This is a genomic window from Maribacter chungangensis (assembly GCF_042676845.1).
GTDB classification, from domain to species: Bacteria; Bacteroidota; Bacteroidia; order Flavobacteriales; family Flavobacteriaceae; genus Maribacter; species Maribacter chungangensis.
Map to the genome: position 1 here is coordinate 119,030 of NZ_JBHTHY010000012.1, position 19,912 is coordinate 138,941.

Sequence of the window (19,912 nt, forward strand, 5' to 3'; positions counted from 1 at the left end):
ACCAGAAAAAGGATTTCGCTATTTTTGACATAATGAAGATGACCCTAAAGACAGGAATTGCGCTTTCCCTACTCCCACAGATCATATTTGTAAAATGGATAGGTTCACATACAGATTGGATCGAGAGCTATTACAGTAATGGCATCTACCCTTTTATATCCGGCGTTTTTCGATTCTTGTTCGGATGGATTCCTTTTTCAGTCGGAGACCTTTTGTATACTGCTTTAATTATACTTGCCCTTGGCTATTTGTATCGAAATAAACGTAAGATTCTGAGCCATAAAATCAAATTTCTTAGGGACATTGCCATGATCCTTTCCATCGCTTATTTTACTTTTCATTTTATGTGGGGATTTAATTACTACCGAGAGCCTATTGCCACAAAATTAAAACTGGAGGAAACCAAGGACTACAAAGAGCTGATAGATTTTACAAGACAGCTCATCAACAAAACAAACGAGATACAACTGGCAATAAGCAAAGATTCTGCCTTACGGGTGTATATTCCCTATTCGCAAAAAGAACAGTTTAACATGACTTTGTCCGGCTACGAGGACCTGATGAAAAAGCACCCGTTCCTAAGCTACCAACAACCTAGTATTAAAACATCGCTGTTCAGCAAAATGTTGACATATATGGGCTACGCCGGATATTTGAATCCGTTTACGAACGAAGCACAAGTAAACGGACTCTTGCCAAATTTTAGGTTTCCGGTGGTGGCAGGTCATGAAATAGGACATCAATTGGGCTATTCCGCAGAAAATGAAACCAACTTTATTGGATATCTGGTAACGGTTACCAACAAGGATATCTATTTTAAATACGCAGCCTATTCCTATGCGCTAGGTTATTGTTTAAATGATGTAAGAAGAGGTGATGCGGCTGTTTTCGACGAACTGCTATCTGAACTAAACGGCGGTGTAAAATTGAACTTTCAAGAAATGACCGCCTTTTGGAACCAATATGAGAATCCCTTAGAACCTGTTTTTAAATCGATATTCAATTCGTTTTTAAAAGCAAATAATCAAGCCCAGGGAATCCAAAGTTACAACGCTGTAGTGTCATTGCTCGTGGCCTATCACAAGCAGTATCCACTTTAAAACTCAAATACAAAATCAAACTCAAATTCAAACTCAAATTCAAACTCAAATCAAAACCGCTGGCAAAACGTTTCTACGACCTAATGGCGATTAACGAACATCTGCCATCAAAAAGGTGAAGGCATCTCGTTCTGCTTTTCATCATTTTTCAATGGCGTACCACCACGAAATGGTACTCGCTTACTACCTTCACTGTAATACAGATTGTGTTAAACACACCACATACATAAGCTCGAATCTACCCACTGTTGGAAAAATAAAATGTTTCCTAGTTAATTTTATCACTTCAAGCCGGGGAACACCTACATTCCCATAAGCCTTTTCATTTAGTACTTTTCACTTATCAATGTACTAATCGCCAAGACTATCCAAGAAACCTGAAACTAATGCATCCACTAGGCTTCCCCTTGTTAAAAATAACACAAACGATAGCCCATTAGTACAAGAAACTGTATTTTTAAAGCGACTAATATAAACTGACTACCAATGAAAAAAACAATGCTGACCCTATGCCTCTTTTGGTGTAGTGCGTTTTTATTTGCACAGGATTACTTTCCTGAAAACGAAGGCGTAAAGGCCAATAACAACAATTATACCGCCTTTACCAATGCCAAAATTTACGTAACACCTACAGAGGTCATCAACAAGGGCACACTACTCATTCAGAATGACAAAATAGTAAATGTAGGAAGTTCCATAAACCTGCCCTCCAACACCATAACAGTTGATTTGGAAGGAAAATCCATTTATCCATCTTTCATAGATGTGTACTCGAAATTTGGTGTGGAACAAGCTAAGAAACCAAGCGGCGGCGGTCGTTCCGCGCAATATGAGGCGGAGCGCGAGGGCTTTTACTGGAACGATCACATTATGCCGGAAAATGACGCCATCGCTAAATTTAAGTACGATGACAAAGCAGCCAAAGAACTAAGGGATGCCGGTTTCGGTATCGTAAATTCCCATATTCATGACGGTATTGCAAGAGGAACTGGCGTTCTCGTTGCTCTAAATGCTTCGGGCACCGATGCCAATAGAGTACTGGACGATCGTTCAGCGCAATATTTTTCGCTGGAGAGAAGTGTGTTAAAAAAGCAGTCCTACCCCTCTTCATTAATGGGAACACTTGCGTTGCTGCGTCAAATGTACAGCGATGCCGACTGGTACGCCAAGGGCAATTCCAATACCAAAGACCGTTCGCTAGAAGCCTTGATCGCCAATAAAGGAATGGTTCAGATATTTGAAGCAAAAGATAAAGGCCATGCGCTTAGAGCGGATAAGATCGGTGATGCCAACGGTATCCAATATACCATTCTAGGGGGCGGAAACGAGTTTGAACGTATTGCTGAAATAAAAGCAACAAACGCCAAATACATTATTCCCATAGATTTTCCCGAAGCCTACGATGTTTCCGATCCGTACCAAGAAGGATATGTATCCTTGCAGGATATGCGGTTTTGGAACCAAGCACCATCCAATCCTAAGGTATTGGCAGAAAACGGCGTTGTATTTTCACTTACACCCTACGACCTAAAATCAATTTCCAAGTTCAACGACAACCTGATGAAGGCTATTTTATACGGACTGCCAAAAACAAAAGCCCTGGAGGCATTGACTACGGTTCCGGCGCAAATTTTAGGAAAGGAAAATAAAATAGGTTCCTTAAAAGCGGGCACGTACGCTAATTTCCTTATTACCTCCGGAGACATCTTTGACAAGTCTACCACCTTATATGAAAACTGGGTACAAGGAACACAGAACATCATAAACGATAAGGACATCAAGGATATCCGAGGAGATTATTCCATAACCTTAGAAGGTCAAAGCTTTGATGCGTCCATTACCGGAGAAATCGCAAAACCTAAAATAGAGGTAAAACAGGACACGGTCAAACTTACTTCAAAACTAGCCTATGACAATAATTGGATTCAACTATCCTTCGCTACCGACAAGGGAGAGAAAACCTATAGGATGACAGGAGCGGTCACCAAAGACTCTGATAATCTATCGGGAAGACTGATCCTACCTAACGGAACCGAAAGCTTTTTTACAGCGGTGAAAAAATCCACTTTCGAGGAAAAAGATAAAAAAGATGACGAAACAGAGGCACCAAAGGTAATGCCCGTAACCTTTCCAAATGTTGGCTATGGTTATACCTCAATACCAAAACAGGAGAACGTACTCTTTAAAAACGCAACCGTTTGGACCAGTGAGGATGACGGAATTTTAGAGAACACGGATGTTTTGGTAAAAGATGGAAAAATATCCAAAATAGGAAAAGACCTTAATGCAGGTAGGGCAAAGGTTATAGATGCTACCGGAAAACATGTAACGGCCGGAATTATTGATGAGCATTCACATATAGCAGCACTAGCAGTAAACGAAGCAGGACACAATAGTACTGCTGAAGTAAAAATGGAAGATGTGGTAGACCCGGAACACATGGGAATATACCGCTCACTTGCCGGCGGCGTCACCTCCTTACAATTACTGCACGGGTCTGCTAACCCAATTGGCGGTCGTTCTGCCATCTTGAAGCTAAAATGGGGAGAAGAAGCAGACGGACTCATTTACGATAACTCCCCCAAGTTTATCAAATTCGCGTTGGGAGAAAACGTAAAACAATCCAACTGGGGAAGTAGATCTCGCTTTCCGCAGACACGTATGGGTGTGGAACAGGTATTTATGAACTACTTTCAACGCGCTAAGGAATACGACACCAAAAAGAAAAATGGAGAGGCCTACCGTTATGATGAGGAAATGGAAGTATTGGCAGAAATCATTAACGGTGAGCGCTTTATCAGCTGTCACTCTTATGTACAGAGCGAAATTAACATGATGATGAAGGTTGCCGAAAAATTCGGATTCGTAGTAAATACGTTCACACACATCTTGGAAGGATACAAAGTAGCCGATAAAATGGCAAAACACGGTGTGGGTGCCGGAACCTTCAGCGATTGGTGGGCCTACAAGTATGAGGTTAACGATGCCATTCCCTACAACGCTGCCATTATGCAGAAACAAGGCGTAACTGTAGCCATTAACAGTGATGACCGCGAAATGATAAGAAGATTGAACCAAGAGGCGGCAAAAACCATTAAATATGGTGGCATGACCGAGCTAGAGGCTTGGAAAATGGTTACTATCAATCCAGCTAAATTATTGCATTTGGACGATAGGACAGGAAGCATAAAAGTGGGCAAGGACGCCGATTTAGTCCTATGGTCCGGCCACCCCATGTCTATCTACACCAAAGCGGAAAAAACAATGATAGAAGGTGTTACGTATTTTGATTTGGAAATGGACAAGCAGCAACGCGCAGCTATTAACAAAGAACGTAACGAATTGGTGAAAATGATGCTGAACGAAAAAGCGGGCGGTAACAAAATGCAAGCACCAAAGAAAAGTGTAAAACGCGTACTTACATGCGACAGCCTTTAACCATTTCAATCTAAAAAAGTAACAAAATGAAAAAATACATAGTTATACTAACCGCAGCACTGCTCTCCTTTAACGGAAGGTCACAGCAAACCCCGGCAGCCAAACAGACCGAAGCTATTGCCATTGAAGGCGCAACCGCTCATTTGGGAAATGGTGAGGTGATTGAAAATGCCTTGATCATGTTCGAGGACGGGAAACTGACCTTTGTTGGAAGTGCCAATACCAAAATAGCCCGTAAGGGAAACCTGATCGATGCGACGGGCAAACACATTTATCCCGGATTTATAGCACCTGCCAAAACCTTGGGATTGGTAGAAGTTGATGCCGTTAGGGCAACTGATGACACCGACGAAATCGGTGATATCATACCCCATGTTCGTAGCCTAATTGCTTATAATGCAGAATCTAAAGTTGTAGAAAGTATGAGGCCTAACGGTGTGTTGATAGGACAGATCGCTCCTGAAGGCGGACGCATATCCGGTACCTCATCCATTGTGCAATTCGATGCCTGGAACTGGGAAGATGCCGCTATAAAGGTAGATGACGGCGTACACCTCAACTGGCCAAATAGCTTTAAACAAGGCAGATGGTGGGCAGGTGAAGACCCCGGCTACTCACCAAATAAGGACTACGCAAAGCAATCCAAAGCGATAGTTAGTTTTATGGAAAATGCCATTGCCTACGGAAAAGCCAAGTCAAAAGAACTAAATCCGGCATTCTTGGCCATGAAAGGCATTTTCGATGGCTCTCAAAACCTTTATGTATATGCCGATGGAGAGCGTGAAATTATTGATGCGGTTAACACCTTAAAAGCAAACGGCGCCAAAAACATTGTTTTAGTTGGCGGTTACCACGCTTATAAAATAACCGATTTTCTAAAGAAAAATGACATCCCCGTTTTGGTTCAATCCACACATAACCTTCCAGGTTTTGACGATGATGATTACGATTTACCGTACAAGCTTCCTAAATTGTTGCTAGATGCCGGTTTACTTGTAGGACTACAAAATTCAGATGCCGCTAATTTTCAAACGAGGAATTTACCGTTCTATGCAGGGCAAGTAGGTCAACAAGGATTGGACAAAGAGAAAGCATTACAGCTCATCACAGGAAATACGGCTAAAATTCTAGGTATCGATACGGATTATGGCACTCTGGAAACAGGCAAAAGTGCTACCCTATTCGTATCCAAGGGAGATGCTTTGGATATGCGGGGAAATCAATTAACACATGCCTTTATTGATGGCAGAATGATTTCTCTTGAAACGCACCAAACAGAACTTTGGAAACGCTATTCAGAAAAATACGAAGGAAAATAATGTACTTGTTATACCAATTAAAAGCCCGACTTATGTTGGGCTTTTTTTGTAGCCAAAATTTATGTACAAGAACCTCCGGTTAGCAAAAACCCGGATACACTAAATCCAAGCAGACTAAAATCCATTTCCGCTAATCAAAATAAAAGGGTAATTTTAGATGGAGAGTCATTTACACCCACAAAACCGACCTATATGAAACAGTTATTCTTCCTAAGTATCCTAATGCTTTCTTTTTCCTGCAAAAAATCACCCAATACATCAAGCGATGAAACGAAGCTGGAAGGACTCCAAGAACCGGTGGAAATAGTCCGCGACGAATGGGGCATTAATCATATTTATGCCAAAAATCAGCACGATCTTTTCTTTGCACAAGGGTACGCTGCCGCTGAGGATCGCCTCTTTCAATTCGAGATTTGGCGCAGGCAAGCTACCGGCACCGTGGCGGAAATACTAGGGGAAAGCGAACTAAAAAGGGACATCGGAACACGCCTCTTTAAATTTAGAGGGGATATGGAGACCGAAATGAACCATTACCACGATGAAGGCGTTGAGATTATTACCGCCTACACCAATGGCGTAAACGCCTACATAAAAGCGATTCTAAAAACACCGGAGCAACTTCCCATAGAATTTAAACTGTTGGATATCCTACCCCAAAAATGGACACCGGAAGTGATTATTTCCAGACATCAGGGCCTACTAGGAAATATTGATCAAGAGTTACAAATAGGTCGCGCTGTGGCAAAATTGGGCTCCGAGACGGTAAAGGAACTGTACTGGCTCCATCCCAAGGACCCCGATCTTAACATAGACCCTAAAATTAATACCGATCTACTGTCCGGTGATATTCTAGAATTGTACAACGCCTATCGCAAAACGGTTAAATTCAAAAGAGAGGATATTGTTCCGGCCTATCGCAATACGGAGGAAGCCGCAAAGGTCCTCTCACTTTACGAAAGCAAAAATGATTCCTTGTCCATAGGAAGTAATAACTGGGTAGTAAAAGGCGAACTTATGGTAGATGGCAACACGTATATGGCCAATGATCCACATAGGACAATCGCAGTCCCGTCCTTGCGATACATGGCTCACTTGGTTGCACCCGGGTGGAACGTAATCGGTGGAGGTGAACCGGAAATTCCGGGTATTTCAATAGGGCATAATGAATATGGTTCATGGGGACTTACCGTTTTTAGAACCGATGGTGAAGACCTCTATGTCTATGAACTAAATCCAGAAAATCCAAATCAGTATAAGCATAAGGGCGAATGGGTAGACATGACATTTATCACGGAAACCATCAAAGTAAAAGGGAAAGCTGACCATATTGCCAAGCTGTTCTATACCATGCATGGTCCCGTTACCTTAATAGACAAAGAAAACAATGTTGCCTATGCCGTAAGATGTGCTTGGTTGGAGCCCGGCGGATCGCCTTACTTGGCTTCGTTACGTATGGACCAAGCCAAAAACTGGGAAGAGTTCCGAGAGGCATGTACCTATAGTAACATTCCCGGCGAGAATATGATCTGGGCAGATAAAGATGGGAATATAGGATGGCAGTCCGTGGGTATCGCGCCCGTTCGTAAAAATTTTAGCGGACTGGTTCCTGTTCCCGGCGATGGACGGTATGAATGGGATGGCTACCTGCCCATTATCGAAAAACCGAACGATTATAATCCCGTACAGGGTTTCCTTGCGACCGCAAACCAGAACGTTACCCCAGATAATTATGAACATTGGGATGCTATTGGATTCTCATGGGCCGACCCCTATCGCGGAGAACGCGTTAACGAAGTGCTGGGAGCGGGAAAAAAAATGACCATGGAGGATATGAAAAGCCTACAGAACGACTACCTATCCGTTCCGGCGAGAATGCTAGTACCCTTGCTAGACAATATCGTGTTCACCGGTAAAGCTGCGGAAGCAAAAACAACACTAGCCGATTGGGATTACAGATTAGAAGCCAATTCTATACCAGCAGCGGTGTATGTGTCTTGGGAGAACCAAATTAAAGCCTTGGCCAACGAGCGCTTTATTCCCAACGCTGGAAAAGACATTGTTCCCGGCATACAATTAAAACGTATTATGGATTGGATTACCGATCCTAAGACCCGCTTTGGCCCAAACCCGATATTGGATAGAAATGCATTTTTAAGCGAAGCCTTTACTGCAGCGGTGGCGGACTTGGAAAAGAAATTAGGCCCCAATATGGAGAAATGGCACTACGGGCAGGAAAAGAACAAACATACGTACATGGAACATGCTTTGAGTGATGCCGTAAATAAGGAAACAAAGGCTAAACTAAACCTTGGTCCACTTCCTCGCGGCGGTAATTCATATACTCCTGGATCTACAGGAGGCAACTTGAGACAAAGTAGTGGGGCTTCTTTTCGTATGATCATAAATACCGGCGATTGGGATGCCGCCATAGGCACAAATGGCCCAGGACAATCTGGCAATCCGGCAAGTCCGTTTTACGATAATCTCTTTGAACCTTGGGCAAAGGACCAATATTTTCCGGTGTATTATTCCCGTAGTAAAGTTGATTCCGTAGCGGTGAGCAAGAAAATGCTCGTACCATCCAAGTAACTCTGTTCAAATCTTGGTCACGTAACCTATAATGGATACCCATTGTGCATTTTGTATGCATTTTGAAAAGGAATATTAATTCGAATTCTTGATTTTCAATCTTTTCGTTGTAAAATCAATTATAACCGATTCCTTCAGAAATATGAAGATTTCCGAATACAAGTTACTCTCAAGAACAGGTCGCTAAACTAGCTCGCGCCGATATAGGGAAACAGTCTTCCAATTAAAATCCGCAATGAATTTAGGGTTATAAAAATATACGGAAGTTGATAGGTCTGGTTTAGGACCTAATACCCATTTAAATTCTAGATGTCGCGTAACATCAGTTTCTTTTTTGACTTAGGCACTTAATAAATACTTATTATTAAGAATGGGCTAAGCCCAATGTCATTTAGCTGCCCGATTTCTAAGCTCGAGTCCGTTCCATGTTTTCATGGGAAGGACTTTTAAAGGCTCCTCTCTTGAGATCCCTGCCTCCGACGAACGAAGTATGAGTGAGAGGAAGGCACAGGTGTCCGCCAAAGGTGGACGGAGGGTTTGACCCGCAAACTTGCTCACGCCAGCTTGGTTCTTGACACGCATGTCGTTACCGACGCCAAGCTGATAGAAGATACCAAACTTCCACGGATTATGCGGGGACGCCCCATACGTGAGCAATTTTGCGGTCATATCTCCCCGTCAGCAAAGCTGCCGCCCCTCTTTTCTAAAGAGGGGAGCAAAAAAAATATGCATACATGATATAACCGTAAGCCGAAATTTAACAGGTATGACGGTAAAGCAAGCTTAATAAATTACTGAAATCCAATATTGATAGGGCTTAACATTTATTAGCTAAGTGCCTAAGTCAGTTTCTTTTTTACTCATTTGTCGTCATAAAATAGAACCAAAGCTAATGTTATACTTAGAATTCATTCCTAACCAAAGAAAAAAAAAATTCAAATTTTTAATATGGCATTTACAACTTAAATTGGTCTAACATTTTGAAAATACGGCCAGTCTCAAAAAGTTTTAAGTAGTCTTCCTTCCCAACTTGCCGCCTAAATACGCCATTGGAATATAGGCCATAGTAAGATCTAAAGCAGTGAACCATAACGGCCCACCGAGCATAGATATATTGATGCTACCCCCAATAAAAAAGAATATACCAATAATCAAGGCCATGGTCATCTTGCGCGTAGCAGCTAATTTCCCGGCCACAAAAGCTCCTACTAAGGTACCTATTGCGTGCGCCAAAAATGGAAAGATAAAATGTCTGGGTTCAAATAAGTGCATGGTAGCCTTTAAGCCCTCCATGGTGGTAATGTCTCCTCCTTCCGGAGGGGGAATCAAAGAACCACTAAGCATTATAATACCCATATTAACAATACTCCCTACAACAAGACCAGCGATGACTGCTAGTATATTTTTTACAAACGGATTCATTTTTTAGAAATTTAGTTCTTGGTTGCTTATTACAATATACTTATAATCTACTTACTACCAAATAGTTAAATTTAAAACACTTTACCTTCGTTAGGTTTAACCTCACTTACCTACTTTTACACTATGATACTAATCCTTGGTGCTGGCTTATCGGGACTTTTAACAGGCTATCGGCTAAAAAAGGCCGGAATACCATTTAGAATTCTAGAAGCGAGAGACCGCATTGGCGGAAGAATCGATACCGTTTATGAAACTAAACAGGCGCCAGTTGAGATGGGTGCTACGTGGTTCACAAAACAGCACAAACACTTAATAGAACTGCTAAAAGAACTAGAATTAGCGCACTTTGAACAATATATAGACAATAGGGTATTTTACCAAACCTCGGCTAGGGCGCCAACGCAGTTGGTAGAGATTCCAGGTCAAGTGCCAAGCTACAGGATATCCGGTGGTACTTCGCGGCTCATTCATACCCTATACGACAAACTGGATACAGATGAGATCTTATTAAATCAATCTGCGACCAAAATCACTACCCTCAAAGACACGGTGGTAGTGCATGCAAACGAAGTGTTTGAAGCTGCTGCCGTGGTACTATCCATGCCTCCAAAACTTTGGGCAAAGAGAATAGATTTTGAACCTGGTTTACCGTATGAATTAAGAAGCGTCGCAGGACAAACCCATACTTGGATGGAAGATTCGATTAAAATTGGACTCACATACACCCACCCCTTTTGGAAAGACCAAAGAATACCTGCTACCTTATTCAGTACTATAGGGCCTGTAACGGAACTCTATGACCATTGTAATCATCAAAAGACAAAATTCGCATTGTGCGGCTTTATCAATACATCCTTTAAGAGTCAAACATTCAAAGAAAGAAAAGCAAGCGTACTTACCCAACTAAAAAATGTCTTTGGCGTAAAGGCTTTAGATTATGAGACCTATCAAGAATGTGTTTGGAGTACAGAACTTAACACCTTTGAAACTTCTGATACATTTCTGTATCCGCATCAAAATAATGGAAACCCGATATTTGATTCGGTTTTGTTCGATGACAAAATATACATTTCGAGCTCGGAATCTTCCAGAGCTTTTCCCGGGTATATGGAAGGTGCTGTGTATGCGGGAAACCTTACAGCGGAAAAGATTATAAACGCAGTAAGAATTAAAGTATAAGAAGTCATTTAAACTTTTTCCGTTAGCTAAAAAATTGCTCTTTTTAGCCCATTTTTTGTCTTTTTTGAGTTCCATAGCCATACTATGCAACTCAAAAAAGCCTTCAAATGGTCATAAAATTTCTAATTTTCGCTTGAACGCGAAAAGTTTAAACTACTTCTAACAGAAAAAACCAAACTAATCAGAAAAAGCCAAATACATGAACTTAAATCAAGTCACCGTGCCATCCTTAGATGTAAATAAGGCCATCACCTTTTACGAAACCCTTGGGTTAAAACTAATTGTAAAAGCGGAGCCACACTACGCAAGATTTGAATGTCCAGACGGTAATGCTACCTTTTCGATTCATCTCACGGAAACCTTACCAAAAGGAGATGGTATTTATATTTATTTTGAATGTGAGTATTTGGATGCCTATGTAGAGGAGTTAAGGGAAAACGGAATCCAATTTGACCAATTACCTACGGACCAAAACTGGGGGTGGCGGGAGGCCCGCTTGAAAGATTTGGACAATAATCAACTTATTCTGTTTTACGGAGGTGAATATAGATTAAATCCACCTTGGCGCATCAATACTGATCCGAACAAGTAAGTGGCAGCTTGATAAAAGTAAAAAAGAGGGCTCTCACCCTCTTTTTCATTTACAAGTTACCTCGTTTTCTTATGAAAATCGTATCAATTTTAATCCGGTATGTCTTCGGTGATTTCTCCAGCTCGCATGGCGGGTACCTACTTTGGTCGCACTCACCTCGATTTTTGTATGTTGTTTTTTAGTATCTGTCATCATGTATTATTTTATTAATTATTGAACTTTGTGCAAAAACACTCCTATACAGACGTAATAAGGAGTGAAATATTACACTGTTATGACAAGCTTAACAATTCCTTAAGCCCGGTGAAATATGAAGTTTTCAATGATATATAATAAAAATTGAATAACTGGCAAGAAAACTGTTTCCACTAATGGAATGTAACCGTAAAACAATCTTAGATAATATAATATGGAAATTGCACCATACGCGATACAAATGCAAAAAAAATCAAAACGATGACATTACAAACAATAAAACAAGACTTTAAACCATCATAAATAAACTTAAACGATGAGATAACGGCATCACGGGCGCGGCACTTGCTACATCCCTATTTATGTCCTATCTTGGTTTTAAGAATCGTGTCAGGTAACGTAGTCCTTAAACCATAGTAACAGCAAAAAAAAACACCGTTTATTGTTCAGTCTAACATAGAAGCGAAGTACACAATCCGTAGAAAACACAACAGCACAAATGACAGATATAGAAATAGCTCAGAAGGTAAACCCCAAAAATATTAAGGATGTAGCCAAGAAATTGGACATTAAAGAAATGCATTTGGAATACTACGGGAATGAAAAAGCCAAGCTGCCTTTGAACTTGATAAACGAGGAACATATTGATACCAGTAACCTCATCCTGGTTACGGCCATTACCCCTACTCCTGCCGGTGAGGGAAAAACAACAACATCCATAGGTCTGAGCGATGGTTTAAACCACATTGGCAAAAAATCGGTCGTAGTATTACGCGAACCAAGCCTAGGGCCTGTTTTTGGAATGAAAGGTGGTGCTGCGGGAGGAGGATGGAGCCAAGTGATTCCTATGGTAGATATCAACCTCCATTTTACAGGAGATTTTCATGCCATTGCAGCCGCCAATAATTTACTTGCAGCACTTATCGATAATAACATACAGAGCAAGAGCAGGAACTTGGGCATAGACCCGCGTACGGTAATTTGGAAACGCTGTATGGACATGAACGACCGGGCACTGCGTAACATTATTTCGGCATTAGGTGGTAAATCCGGTGGAATTCCCCGGGAAACCGGTTTTAATATTACCGCTGCTTCCGAAATCATGGCCATCTTATGTCTATGCGACTCCTTGGAAAATCTACAAGAAATGTGTGGCAACATCTATATAGGCGATACATTTGAAGGGAAAGCGGTCTACGCCAAGGATTTGAGCGCAGCGGGTGCTATGGCAGTGCTGTTAAAAGATGCCATTAAACCCAACATGGTACAAACCTTAGAAGGAAATCCGGCCCTTATTCATGGAGGTCCTTTTGCAAATATCGCTCAGGGAACAAATTCTATCATCGCTACAAAAATGGGGTTGAGCTTAGGCGAGTATGTCGTTACCGAGGCCGGGTTTGCAGCCGACCTAGGAGCCGAAAAATTCTTGAACATCAAATGTAGAAAAGCGGGACTATCCCCTAAGGCCGTGGTTATCGTTGCAACCATTAGAGCCCTGAAGTATCACGGGGGAAAGCCGCTAAAAACCCTAACGGAGGAGGATTTGGAAGCCTTACGGAAAGGAATGCCAAATCTAGAACGTCATATAGAAAGTATCCAAAGCTTTGGATTGCCAATAGTGGTTTCCGTAAATACCTTCAGTAGCGACACTGAAGCCGAAAAACAACTGATATATGATCATTGTAAAAAGCTAGGTGTCCCCGTTGCCCTAAGCTACGGTTGGGCAGATGGTGGCAAAGGTTGTGTTGAATTGGCCGAAAAAGTAGTTGCCGCAGCACAAACCGGTAAGACAGCGTTCAAGCCTACCTACGGTTTAGAGGACACTCCCTTGGTGAAAATAGAAAAGATTTGTAAAACGATATATGGGGCCGATGCAGTAGAACTAACGGCAAAAGCAAAAAAGCAACTAAAGCGATTTGAAACACTAGGCTATGGGAAACTGCCCATTTGTATGGCAAAAACTCAAAAGAGCTTAAGTGACAATGATAAGCTGTTAGGACGACCGGAAAATTTCAACATCCATATTCGTGAGTTTGAAATCGCTACCGGTGCTGGTTTCATCATTCCCATAGCAGGCAACATGCTCAGAATGCCGGGGCTTCCTTTGGTTCCTTCATCTGAAAATATTCAAATGGACAAAGAAGGAACCATATCAGGGCTGTTTTAGCATGGATGTACTATTTGTTTAAACCGCTTCTAGCGCATCATACGTAATCATCCTCTCTTCATAAATTTCAGAAGAAAAATGCCGATGGGACTAAACACAGGGCAACACCTCGTGTGGTGCACCGGTTTTTTAAAAAAGTTCCAAGCCATTGACCAACAGCACGCGGATACCAACGATGAACACCAAAATGGCCGTGCCCCGCTTAATACCCTTTGCAGAAAGTTTGTTTAGACTGATGCGTATTCCCAACTGGCCTCCCAATAGCACCGCGGTAACCAAACATAAGGTCTCCACAAGTGGCAGTTCCAAGGCATTGGAGGTCACCAATCCAAGCAGTCCGGAAACAGAATTCACAAGTATAAAAAAACTGGCCAAGGCTGCAATTTTTATGGCCTTGTCCCATTGTAAGTGATTGAGCAAGGGTGCTAAAAAAATACCGCCACCGATACCTACCAAACCGGATAAAAAACCAATGGCACCGCCCAATACATAGCTCATATAGGAAGGATACCGCTTTGTTTCATTTTTGGGTGACAACAACGCAAAGGTCTGCCCTAACAAGAAAATGGAAGAGAGGATCAAGGCACCCCCCAATAGCATAAAAAACACGTTTTCCTGTAATCGAAAGGTAGCGCCCAAATAGGCCAAGGGAATACTGGCGATTACAAAAGGCGCAAAGTCGGTTAATTTGGCATGTCCGTTTTTAACGTAGAGATAAGTACTTCCTGAAACCACCACCAGATTACACACCAGGGCAATGGAACGTATGGCAAAGAAACTGACCAAAACAAGGGACAATAGCGCCAAATAACTGGATCCGCCACCAAATCCTACAGCCGAATATAGCGTTGCCACTGCAAAAAACCCTAGGCACAGCAGTACTAAATGATCAATAGGTATTTGCATAGGTATCGATCAAGTTCATACCGCCATCAACATTTATAAATTGGGTTGAAGGATATTTCTGCTGTAGGAGGTAAATCGCCTTTTGGCTTCGAATTCCTACCTGACAAAGGACATGAACCGGCTTGCTCCTGTCTATTTCCCCGTGCCGCCGCTCCAATTCGTCTAGCGGAATGTTTTTGGCGCCTTGTAAATGTTCCTTATCAAACTCCGCTTTTGTACGCACATCCACAACTGCTATTCGTCCGTCAATAAGCATCTTTCGTATAGGCAATCCGGAAGTACTAGGCATGGACGAGACGCAATCAAAATCGTAACCATCGGCAAGTCGGTCAATAATTAAATTCTCGGCCAGTTTAGGGAACCGCATTTTTTGTTGCTCTTGGGAAAGGCCATTATAGAGCAACAGCGTTCCTGAAAGCACCTCCCCTAGCCCACAGATTGCCTTGACCGTTTCCAAGGCCTGAAAGTTCCCAATAATTCCGGGAAGAATCCCTAACACCCCGTTTTCATTACAATCCGGCACCTCATCGGGTTTTGGCATGGTGGGAAACAAACAACGATAAGTAGGTCCGTTTTGAAAGTTGAACACACTTACCTGGCCTTCAAAACCGTGCAAGGCGCCATAAACAAAAGGCTTTTTTTGTATCACGCAGGCGTCGTTTATCAAATAGCGCGTGGGAAAATTATCGGTGGCATCGACTACGATGTCATAACCCCCTATAATGTCCAACGCATTCGAGGTCGTTAAAAATGTTGGATATAAGATGATTTGCGTTTCTGAATTTTGTCTCTGAAGTTGCGCCTTGGCGACTTCTACTTTCTTCTTGCCTACACTATCCTCCGTGTACAATACCTGCCGGTGTAGATTGGAGACCGATACCACATCGGCATCCACTATACCCAGAACACCAATGCCCATGGCGTTCAAATAACTGAGCACGGGAACGCCCAGACCACCGGCCCCCACGACCAACACTTTGGCATTTCTTAGTTTAACCTGACCTTCAGTTCCAAATTCCGATAAGGCCGTCTGCCTGGTATAGCGTTCTATATTCATCTGTTCAGTTTTAAAAGAGCTTCCTCATAGTCCAGTTTGGAGTTGGCATTGAGCAATACCTCCGCTCGGTTTGGAACAACTAAAGTAACATCGGCATCCATAAGAAATTTTCTTGGTCCCGCTTTACGTTCCGCCTTGAGATACAAAACGGAATCGGCCAGTGCCTTGGGCTCCCAAATGGCGCACAAAGGTTCCGGTAGCGCATGCGGGGCATTGGCAAAACATGTAGCCATCTTACTTGGATCCCGTTGCGAAATCAATTCCTGAAGGGTCTCTTTGTCTACAAAAGGCATATCACAGGCCACCACCAACCAAGCAACATTGGGATGGGCTTTATGGGCTGAGAGCAATCCGTTATAGGGCCCGTAAAATGCGTTAGTATCGAGAATAGTCCCATAGTCTGGATCAATTTCCTCTTGTTGGTCCACTCTAATACTTAAATAAGTCCGATCGCAAAGCGTGTCCATTACCCGATACAAGTATTCGCGCTGTGGCATCCCGTGATAGGCAATCAATCCTTTATCCCGACCCATACGCGAGCTTTTACCCCCTGAAAGCACCAGACCGAATAGACCACCTTTTGATATCATGACCTGCCTTTAATTTTATGGTGTGTACTATTCAACTTATTTTTTTTGCGTTGGTAAAAGTAGTGCGGTATTATGAAACCTTTACAACCATTTCCCTTATGGCTCTAAGCCAACCCTATACTACAACCAATCAGAATACCTCGGGTATAAAAATACAAATACTTCCACTAAACCAACGGGATTGTCTCACGTGTTCCATGGAAGTATTTTATTCCGGATTCTTTCTGTTTTTCTTTTACTTTAACGGCTGACTTCTTCCCAACCCTTCCCCGCTAATGGGAACTAGAATCCTTTTTTCAAGGGTGGCAGGAATCCTTAAAAATTGTTCCGTTGAGAACAAATCTTTGTATAGTCTGATCGTATTTTACCCGATTATCTCGGTATCCATCAAATCATTTATAAAAGGCTGTCGGTAGATGCGTTTTCCCGTTGCCTTTCTTAAGGCGTTTGAAACCGCAGCTCCGGCAGGCGGAAGTGTAGGCTCCCCTAGACCGGTGGGACTTAGGGTGTTTTCCACAAAATGGGTCTCCACCTCGGGCGCCTCCCGCATTCTTATGAGCCGGTACGCATCATAGTTCTTGGATTTTGGCGCGCCGTTCTCGAAAGAAAAGTTGCTGTACATGGCATGTCCCACCCCATCTACGACACCTCCTTCTATCTGATTGAGAGCTCCTAATCTATTCACAACGATACCACAATCTACCGCAACGGTTACTTTTTTAACGACAGGCTGATTGTTTTCCATTACCACATCGGCCACCTCCGCCACGTGGGTATTATGGCAATAGTAGGCGGAAAAACCTTGAAAAACACCAGGTTTCGGCGTGCGGTAACCGGATTTTTCCACCACTAAATTGATAACATCTTCCATTCGCTCAGCAGAATATTGAATACGTTCATCCGTTGTACCTTTCACCTTTTGCAACAAGTCCAGACGCATTTGAACGGCATCCACTTCCATGGCCTCCGCTATTTCGTCCAAAAAGCTCTGTTCTGCATAGGAAAGGAAATTGGTATACGGTGCGCGCCACGCCCCGGTAGTAATGTTACTGTTAAAAGAAGCCACATCTACTTGATAATTTTCGAGTGCTCCGGCAGGGAAAAAATTAGGGATTAATCCGTACATATTGCCCCCAACGGCCGCTTCCTTCAATTGATACCCCGTTAGCTGACCATCTTTTATGCTTGCTTTGATTCGGTATTTTATGGCCGGTCTGTATACGCCGGTGGTCATATCATCTTCACGAGAGGAAACCATTTTTACAGGTTTCCGGATGGCATCCGATATTTCTGCCGCTTCCAAAACAAAATCGCTATACAGGCGACGACCAAAACCGCCTCCCATGCGTGTCATTTCACAATGCACCTCATCTAAATCCCGACCTAGCATTTCCGCTACAGCTTCCGCGCTTGATTCCGGGGTCTGAATAGGCCCTACCAAGTGAATTTTTGAATCGGTCACATCGGCAAAGAAATTCATGGGCTCCATACAGCTATGCGGCAGGAACGGAGATTCATAAGTCCGTTCGATAATCTTATCTGCCTGTTTAAAAGCTTTTTCAACATCACCATCCTTGCGTAGGGTATTAAATTCGGTAGCGTTCAACAAGGCCAACAATTCCTTATCATGATTAGCTGTACTTTCCAATGGGGTGCCTTCGCCCCATGTCGCCTTTATAGCTTTTTTTCCCTGCATGGCCGCCCAAGTATTTTTGGCAATAACCACGACCTTATCCGTCTCTCCCAGTTTCACCGTCCAGTTTCGTTGTTCCTTGGTCAATAAGGACCAGCCTTTATCCCCAATACGGATAACATCAAGAACGCCCGGAACGGCTTTTGCCTCAGCATCGTCAAAGGATTCCAACTGTTGTCCAAAAGATGGTGGGCGAACTACACTGGCGTACACCATACCTTCAGCCTTATAGTCCATGCCGTATAGCGGCTTTCCTGTAATGATTTCATCAATATCCACATTACCGATATCCTGGCCAATGATTTTAAAATCCTTTGGATCTTTAAGGATTATTTCTTCTTTTTCTACTTCTGCATCCGTATTTTCCGCGTTTGCAGCCACTTGCGCGGCGCGTTCGGCTTCCAACTTTGCAGCATCGTTCACTACATCACCGTAACCTAAGGTCTCCCCTTTGGCGTTTGTAATGACACCTTGACTGGCAGTACACTCGGAGGCTTGAACACCCCATCTTGCCGCAGCGGCATTAATCAGCATCTGTTTTGCCAAGGCACCGGTTTCCCGTAGGGGTGTCCACCCGAAACGAATAGACTGACTACCGCCCGCAACCTGCCGTTGGTAGTTCTTTGTATCCAAAACGCCCTGCACTACGTTTACATGCTCCCAAGGCACATCCAGTTCCTCTGCAATAAGCATGGGCATGGACGTTTTTACACCTTGTCCTATTTCCGGATTTGGGGAAAATAGGGTTACCATGCCCTCATCCGAAATTTTTATAAACGCGTTGAAGTCGTTGTAATTTAATTGCGAAATATCCGCCGGCATTTTTACCGTGTCCTTGCACGCGGTAAACAGATTAAAACCGATGAGCATCCCACCGCCCGCAAGGGAGGAAGTCCTTAAAAAAGATCGTCTACTAAATTTTGTTGCTATACCCGTTGCCATTTTTTTATTTTTAAGATTAACCCAATTTCTCGGCTGCGACAGCCACGGCCTTATGAATTCTATTATAGGCCGCACAGCGACAGATATTTCCGTGCATGGCATTCTTTATTTCCTGTTCCGTAGGGGTAGGATTCTGCTCCAAAAACGCGGAAGCCGTCATAATCTGACCCGATTGGCAGTAACCGCATTGTGGTACATCTACTTCTTTCCATGCCTGCTGTACAGGATGCGAGCCATCTGGGGAAAGGCCTTCTATGGTGGTGATTTCTTTTCCGTCTAACTGAGAGACCTGTAATTGACAACTGCGGGACGCAGTGCCATCTACATGCACGGTACAGGAGCCGCATTGACCTATTCCACAGCCAAATTTGGTGCCTACCATATCTAAATCGTCGCGAAGGGCCCATAGCAAGGGCATGTCGGGTGTTGCCTCAATTTCTTGGGAAATCCCGTTGATTTTTAGTGTGTACGTTGGCATTGTTCGTAAGTGTTTAGATGTTGTTGAAAACGGGTCAGATGGCGAAAAAAATAGAAATACCCCCCAATTGCCCATCAATTCTCCTAAGTTAACTATTAAAATGAAACAATGCGAATCTTATTAAAGTCATTTAACGTTTTGTTAAGTTAAATTTGGCCAACCGATGCGACCGGATTTCATCTGTTGATCATAAAGACAAGTAACAACTACCCGACCAAAAAGAAGCCAATAGAATTTATCATAGA

General features: G+C 42.9%; 13 protein-coding genes. 7 read left to right on the plus strand and 6 right to left on the minus strand.

What is annotated here, in order from left to right:
• Window positions 1–38: 38 nt before the first annotated feature.
• The 4 genes from ACFQZJ_RS14050 to ACFQZJ_RS14065 all read left to right on the plus strand — a co-directional run bounded on the left by ACFQZJ_RS14050 (window position 39) and on the right by ACFQZJ_RS14065 (window position 8,446).
• Window positions 39–1,100 (plus strand): DUF3810 domain-containing protein, encoded by a 1,062-nt coding sequence (locus tag ACFQZJ_RS14050; protein WP_379935428.1) that lies wholly within the window; start codon window positions 39–41, stop codon window positions 1,098–1,100.
• A 486-nt stretch (window positions 1,101–1,586) separates the two neighbouring features.
• Window positions 1,587–4,538: an amidohydrolase family protein gene (locus ACFQZJ_RS14055; protein ID WP_379935429.1), complete on the plus strand. Its 2,952-nt coding sequence runs from the start codon at window positions 1,587–1,589 to the stop codon at window positions 4,536–4,538.
• A gap of 26 nt (window positions 4,539–4,564) precedes the next feature.
• Window positions 4,565–5,857 carry an amidohydrolase family protein gene (locus tag ACFQZJ_RS14060; RefSeq protein WP_379935430.1) on the plus strand — a complete coding sequence of 431 codons (1,293 nt, stop codon included), beginning with the start codon at window positions 4,565–4,567 and terminating at the stop codon, window positions 5,855–5,857.
• 192 nt (window positions 5,858–6,049) lie between these two features.
• On the plus strand, window positions 6,050–8,446 hold the full coding sequence (locus ACFQZJ_RS14065; protein ID WP_379935431.1) for a penicillin acylase family protein: 2,397 nt from the start codon (window positions 6,050–6,052) through the stop codon (window positions 8,444–8,446).
• Between the two features lie 1,008 nt (window positions 8,447–9,454).
• Here the strand turns inward: ACFQZJ_RS14065 and ACFQZJ_RS14070 are convergent.
• Complete coding sequence (locus ACFQZJ_RS14070; RefSeq protein WP_379935432.1) at window positions 9,455–9,868, minus strand: hypothetical protein; 414 nt, start codon at window positions 9,866–9,868, stop codon at window positions 9,455–9,457.
• Window positions 9,869–9,991: 123 nt separating this feature from the next.
• On the opposite strand from ACFQZJ_RS14070, the gene ACFQZJ_RS14075 reads away from it, so the two are divergent.
• The 3 genes from ACFQZJ_RS14075 (at window position 9,992) to ACFQZJ_RS14085 (ending at window position 14,001) form a co-directional block, all read left to right on the plus strand.
• Entirely contained in the window at window positions 9,992–11,047 is a 1,056-nt protein-coding gene (locus ACFQZJ_RS14075) for a flavin monoamine oxidase family protein (RefSeq protein WP_379935433.1), read from the plus strand.
• A gap of 199 nt (window positions 11,048–11,246) precedes the next feature.
• Entirely contained in the window at window positions 11,247–11,639 is a 393-nt protein-coding gene (locus ACFQZJ_RS14080) for a VOC family protein (protein ID WP_379935434.1), read from the plus strand.
• A 694-nt stretch (window positions 11,640–12,333) separates the two neighbouring features.
• Window positions 12,334–14,001 carry a formate--tetrahydrofolate ligase gene (locus tag ACFQZJ_RS14085; protein WP_379935435.1) on the plus strand — a complete coding sequence of 556 codons (1,668 nt, stop codon included), beginning with the start codon at window positions 12,334–12,336 and terminating at the stop codon, window positions 13,999–14,001.
• Between the two features lie 129 nt (window positions 14,002–14,130).
• Here the strand turns inward: ACFQZJ_RS14085 and ACFQZJ_RS14090 are convergent, their stop codons facing one another.
• The 5 genes from ACFQZJ_RS14090 to ACFQZJ_RS14110 form a co-directional block, all read right to left on the minus strand.
• Window positions 14,131–14,907, minus strand: a complete 777-nt coding sequence (locus tag ACFQZJ_RS14090) for a sulfite exporter TauE/SafE family protein (protein ID WP_379935436.1) — start codon at window positions 14,905–14,907, stop codon at window positions 14,131–14,133.
• Window positions 14,891–15,964 carry a ThiF family adenylyltransferase gene (locus tag ACFQZJ_RS14095; RefSeq protein ID WP_379935437.1) on the minus strand — a complete coding sequence of 358 codons (1,074 nt, stop codon included), beginning with the start codon at window positions 15,962–15,964 and terminating at the stop codon, window positions 14,891–14,893. Before ACFQZJ_RS14095 ends, ACFQZJ_RS14090 begins: the two co-directional genes overlap by 17 nt.
• Complete coding sequence (locus ACFQZJ_RS14100; protein ID WP_379935438.1) at window positions 15,961–16,554, minus strand: NTP transferase domain-containing protein; 594 nt, start codon at window positions 16,552–16,554, stop codon at window positions 15,961–15,963. The genes ACFQZJ_RS14095 and ACFQZJ_RS14100 overlap by 4 nt, the downstream gene beginning before the upstream one ends.
• A 364-nt stretch (window positions 16,555–16,918) precedes the next feature.
• Entirely contained in the window at window positions 16,919–19,189 is a 2,271-nt protein-coding gene (locus ACFQZJ_RS14105) for a xanthine dehydrogenase family protein molybdopterin-binding subunit (RefSeq protein WP_379935439.1), read from the minus strand.
• A 16-nt stretch (window positions 19,190–19,205) separates the two neighbouring features.
• A complete protein-coding gene (locus ACFQZJ_RS14110; RefSeq protein ID WP_379935440.1) occupies window positions 19,206–19,667 on the minus strand; it encodes a (2Fe-2S)-binding protein in 462 nt (153 codons plus the stop codon).
• Window positions 19,668–19,912: the final 245 nt, after the last annotated feature.

What these genes read in the sequence shown, in the direction of transcription:
- ACFQZJ_RS14095 (WP_379935437.1), bottom strand. Translation starts at nt 15,964, where the DNA reads ATGAATATAGAACGCTATACCAGGCAGACGGCCTTATCGGAATTTGGA.
- ACFQZJ_RS14100 (WP_379935438.1), bottom strand. Translation starts at nt 16,554, where the DNA reads ATGATATCAAAAGGTGGTCTATTCGGTCTGGTGCTTTCAGGGGGTAAA.
- ACFQZJ_RS14075 (WP_379935433.1), top strand. Translation starts at nt 9,992, where the DNA reads ATGATACTAATCCTTGGTGCTGGCTTATCGGGACTTTTAACAGGCTAT.
- ACFQZJ_RS14065 (WP_379935431.1), top strand. Translation starts at nt 6,050, where the DNA reads ATGAAACAGTTATTCTTCCTAAGTATCCTAATGCTTTCTTTTTCCTGC.
- ACFQZJ_RS14085 (WP_379935435.1), top strand. Translation starts at nt 12,334, where the DNA reads ATGACAGATATAGAAATAGCTCAGAAGGTAAACCCCAAAAATATTAAG.
- ACFQZJ_RS14070 (WP_379935432.1), bottom strand. Translation starts at nt 9,868, where the DNA reads ATGAATCCGTTTGTAAAAAATATACTAGCAGTCATCGCTGGTCTTGTT.
- ACFQZJ_RS14110 (WP_379935440.1), bottom strand. Translation starts at nt 19,667, where the DNA reads ATGCCAACGTACACACTAAAAATCAACGGGATTTCCCAAGAAATTGAG.
- ACFQZJ_RS14090 (WP_379935436.1), bottom strand. Translation starts at nt 14,907, where the DNA reads ATGCAAATACCTATTGATCATTTAGTACTGCTGTGCCTAGGGTTTTTT.
- ACFQZJ_RS14055 (WP_379935429.1), top strand. Translation starts at nt 1,587, where the DNA reads ATGAAAAAAACAATGCTGACCCTATGCCTCTTTTGGTGTAGTGCGTTT.
- ACFQZJ_RS14080 (WP_379935434.1), top strand. Translation starts at nt 11,247, where the DNA reads ATGAACTTAAATCAAGTCACCGTGCCATCCTTAGATGTAAATAAGGCC.
- ACFQZJ_RS14060 (WP_379935430.1), top strand. Translation starts at nt 4,565, where the DNA reads ATGAAAAAATACATAGTTATACTAACCGCAGCACTGCTCTCCTTTAAC.
- ACFQZJ_RS14105 (WP_379935439.1), bottom strand. Translation starts at nt 19,189, where the DNA reads ATGGCAACGGGTATAGCAACAAAATTTAGTAGACGATCTTTTTTAAGG.
- ACFQZJ_RS14050 (WP_379935428.1), top strand. Translation starts at nt 39, where the DNA reads ATGACCCTAAAGACAGGAATTGCGCTTTCCCTACTCCCACAGATCATA.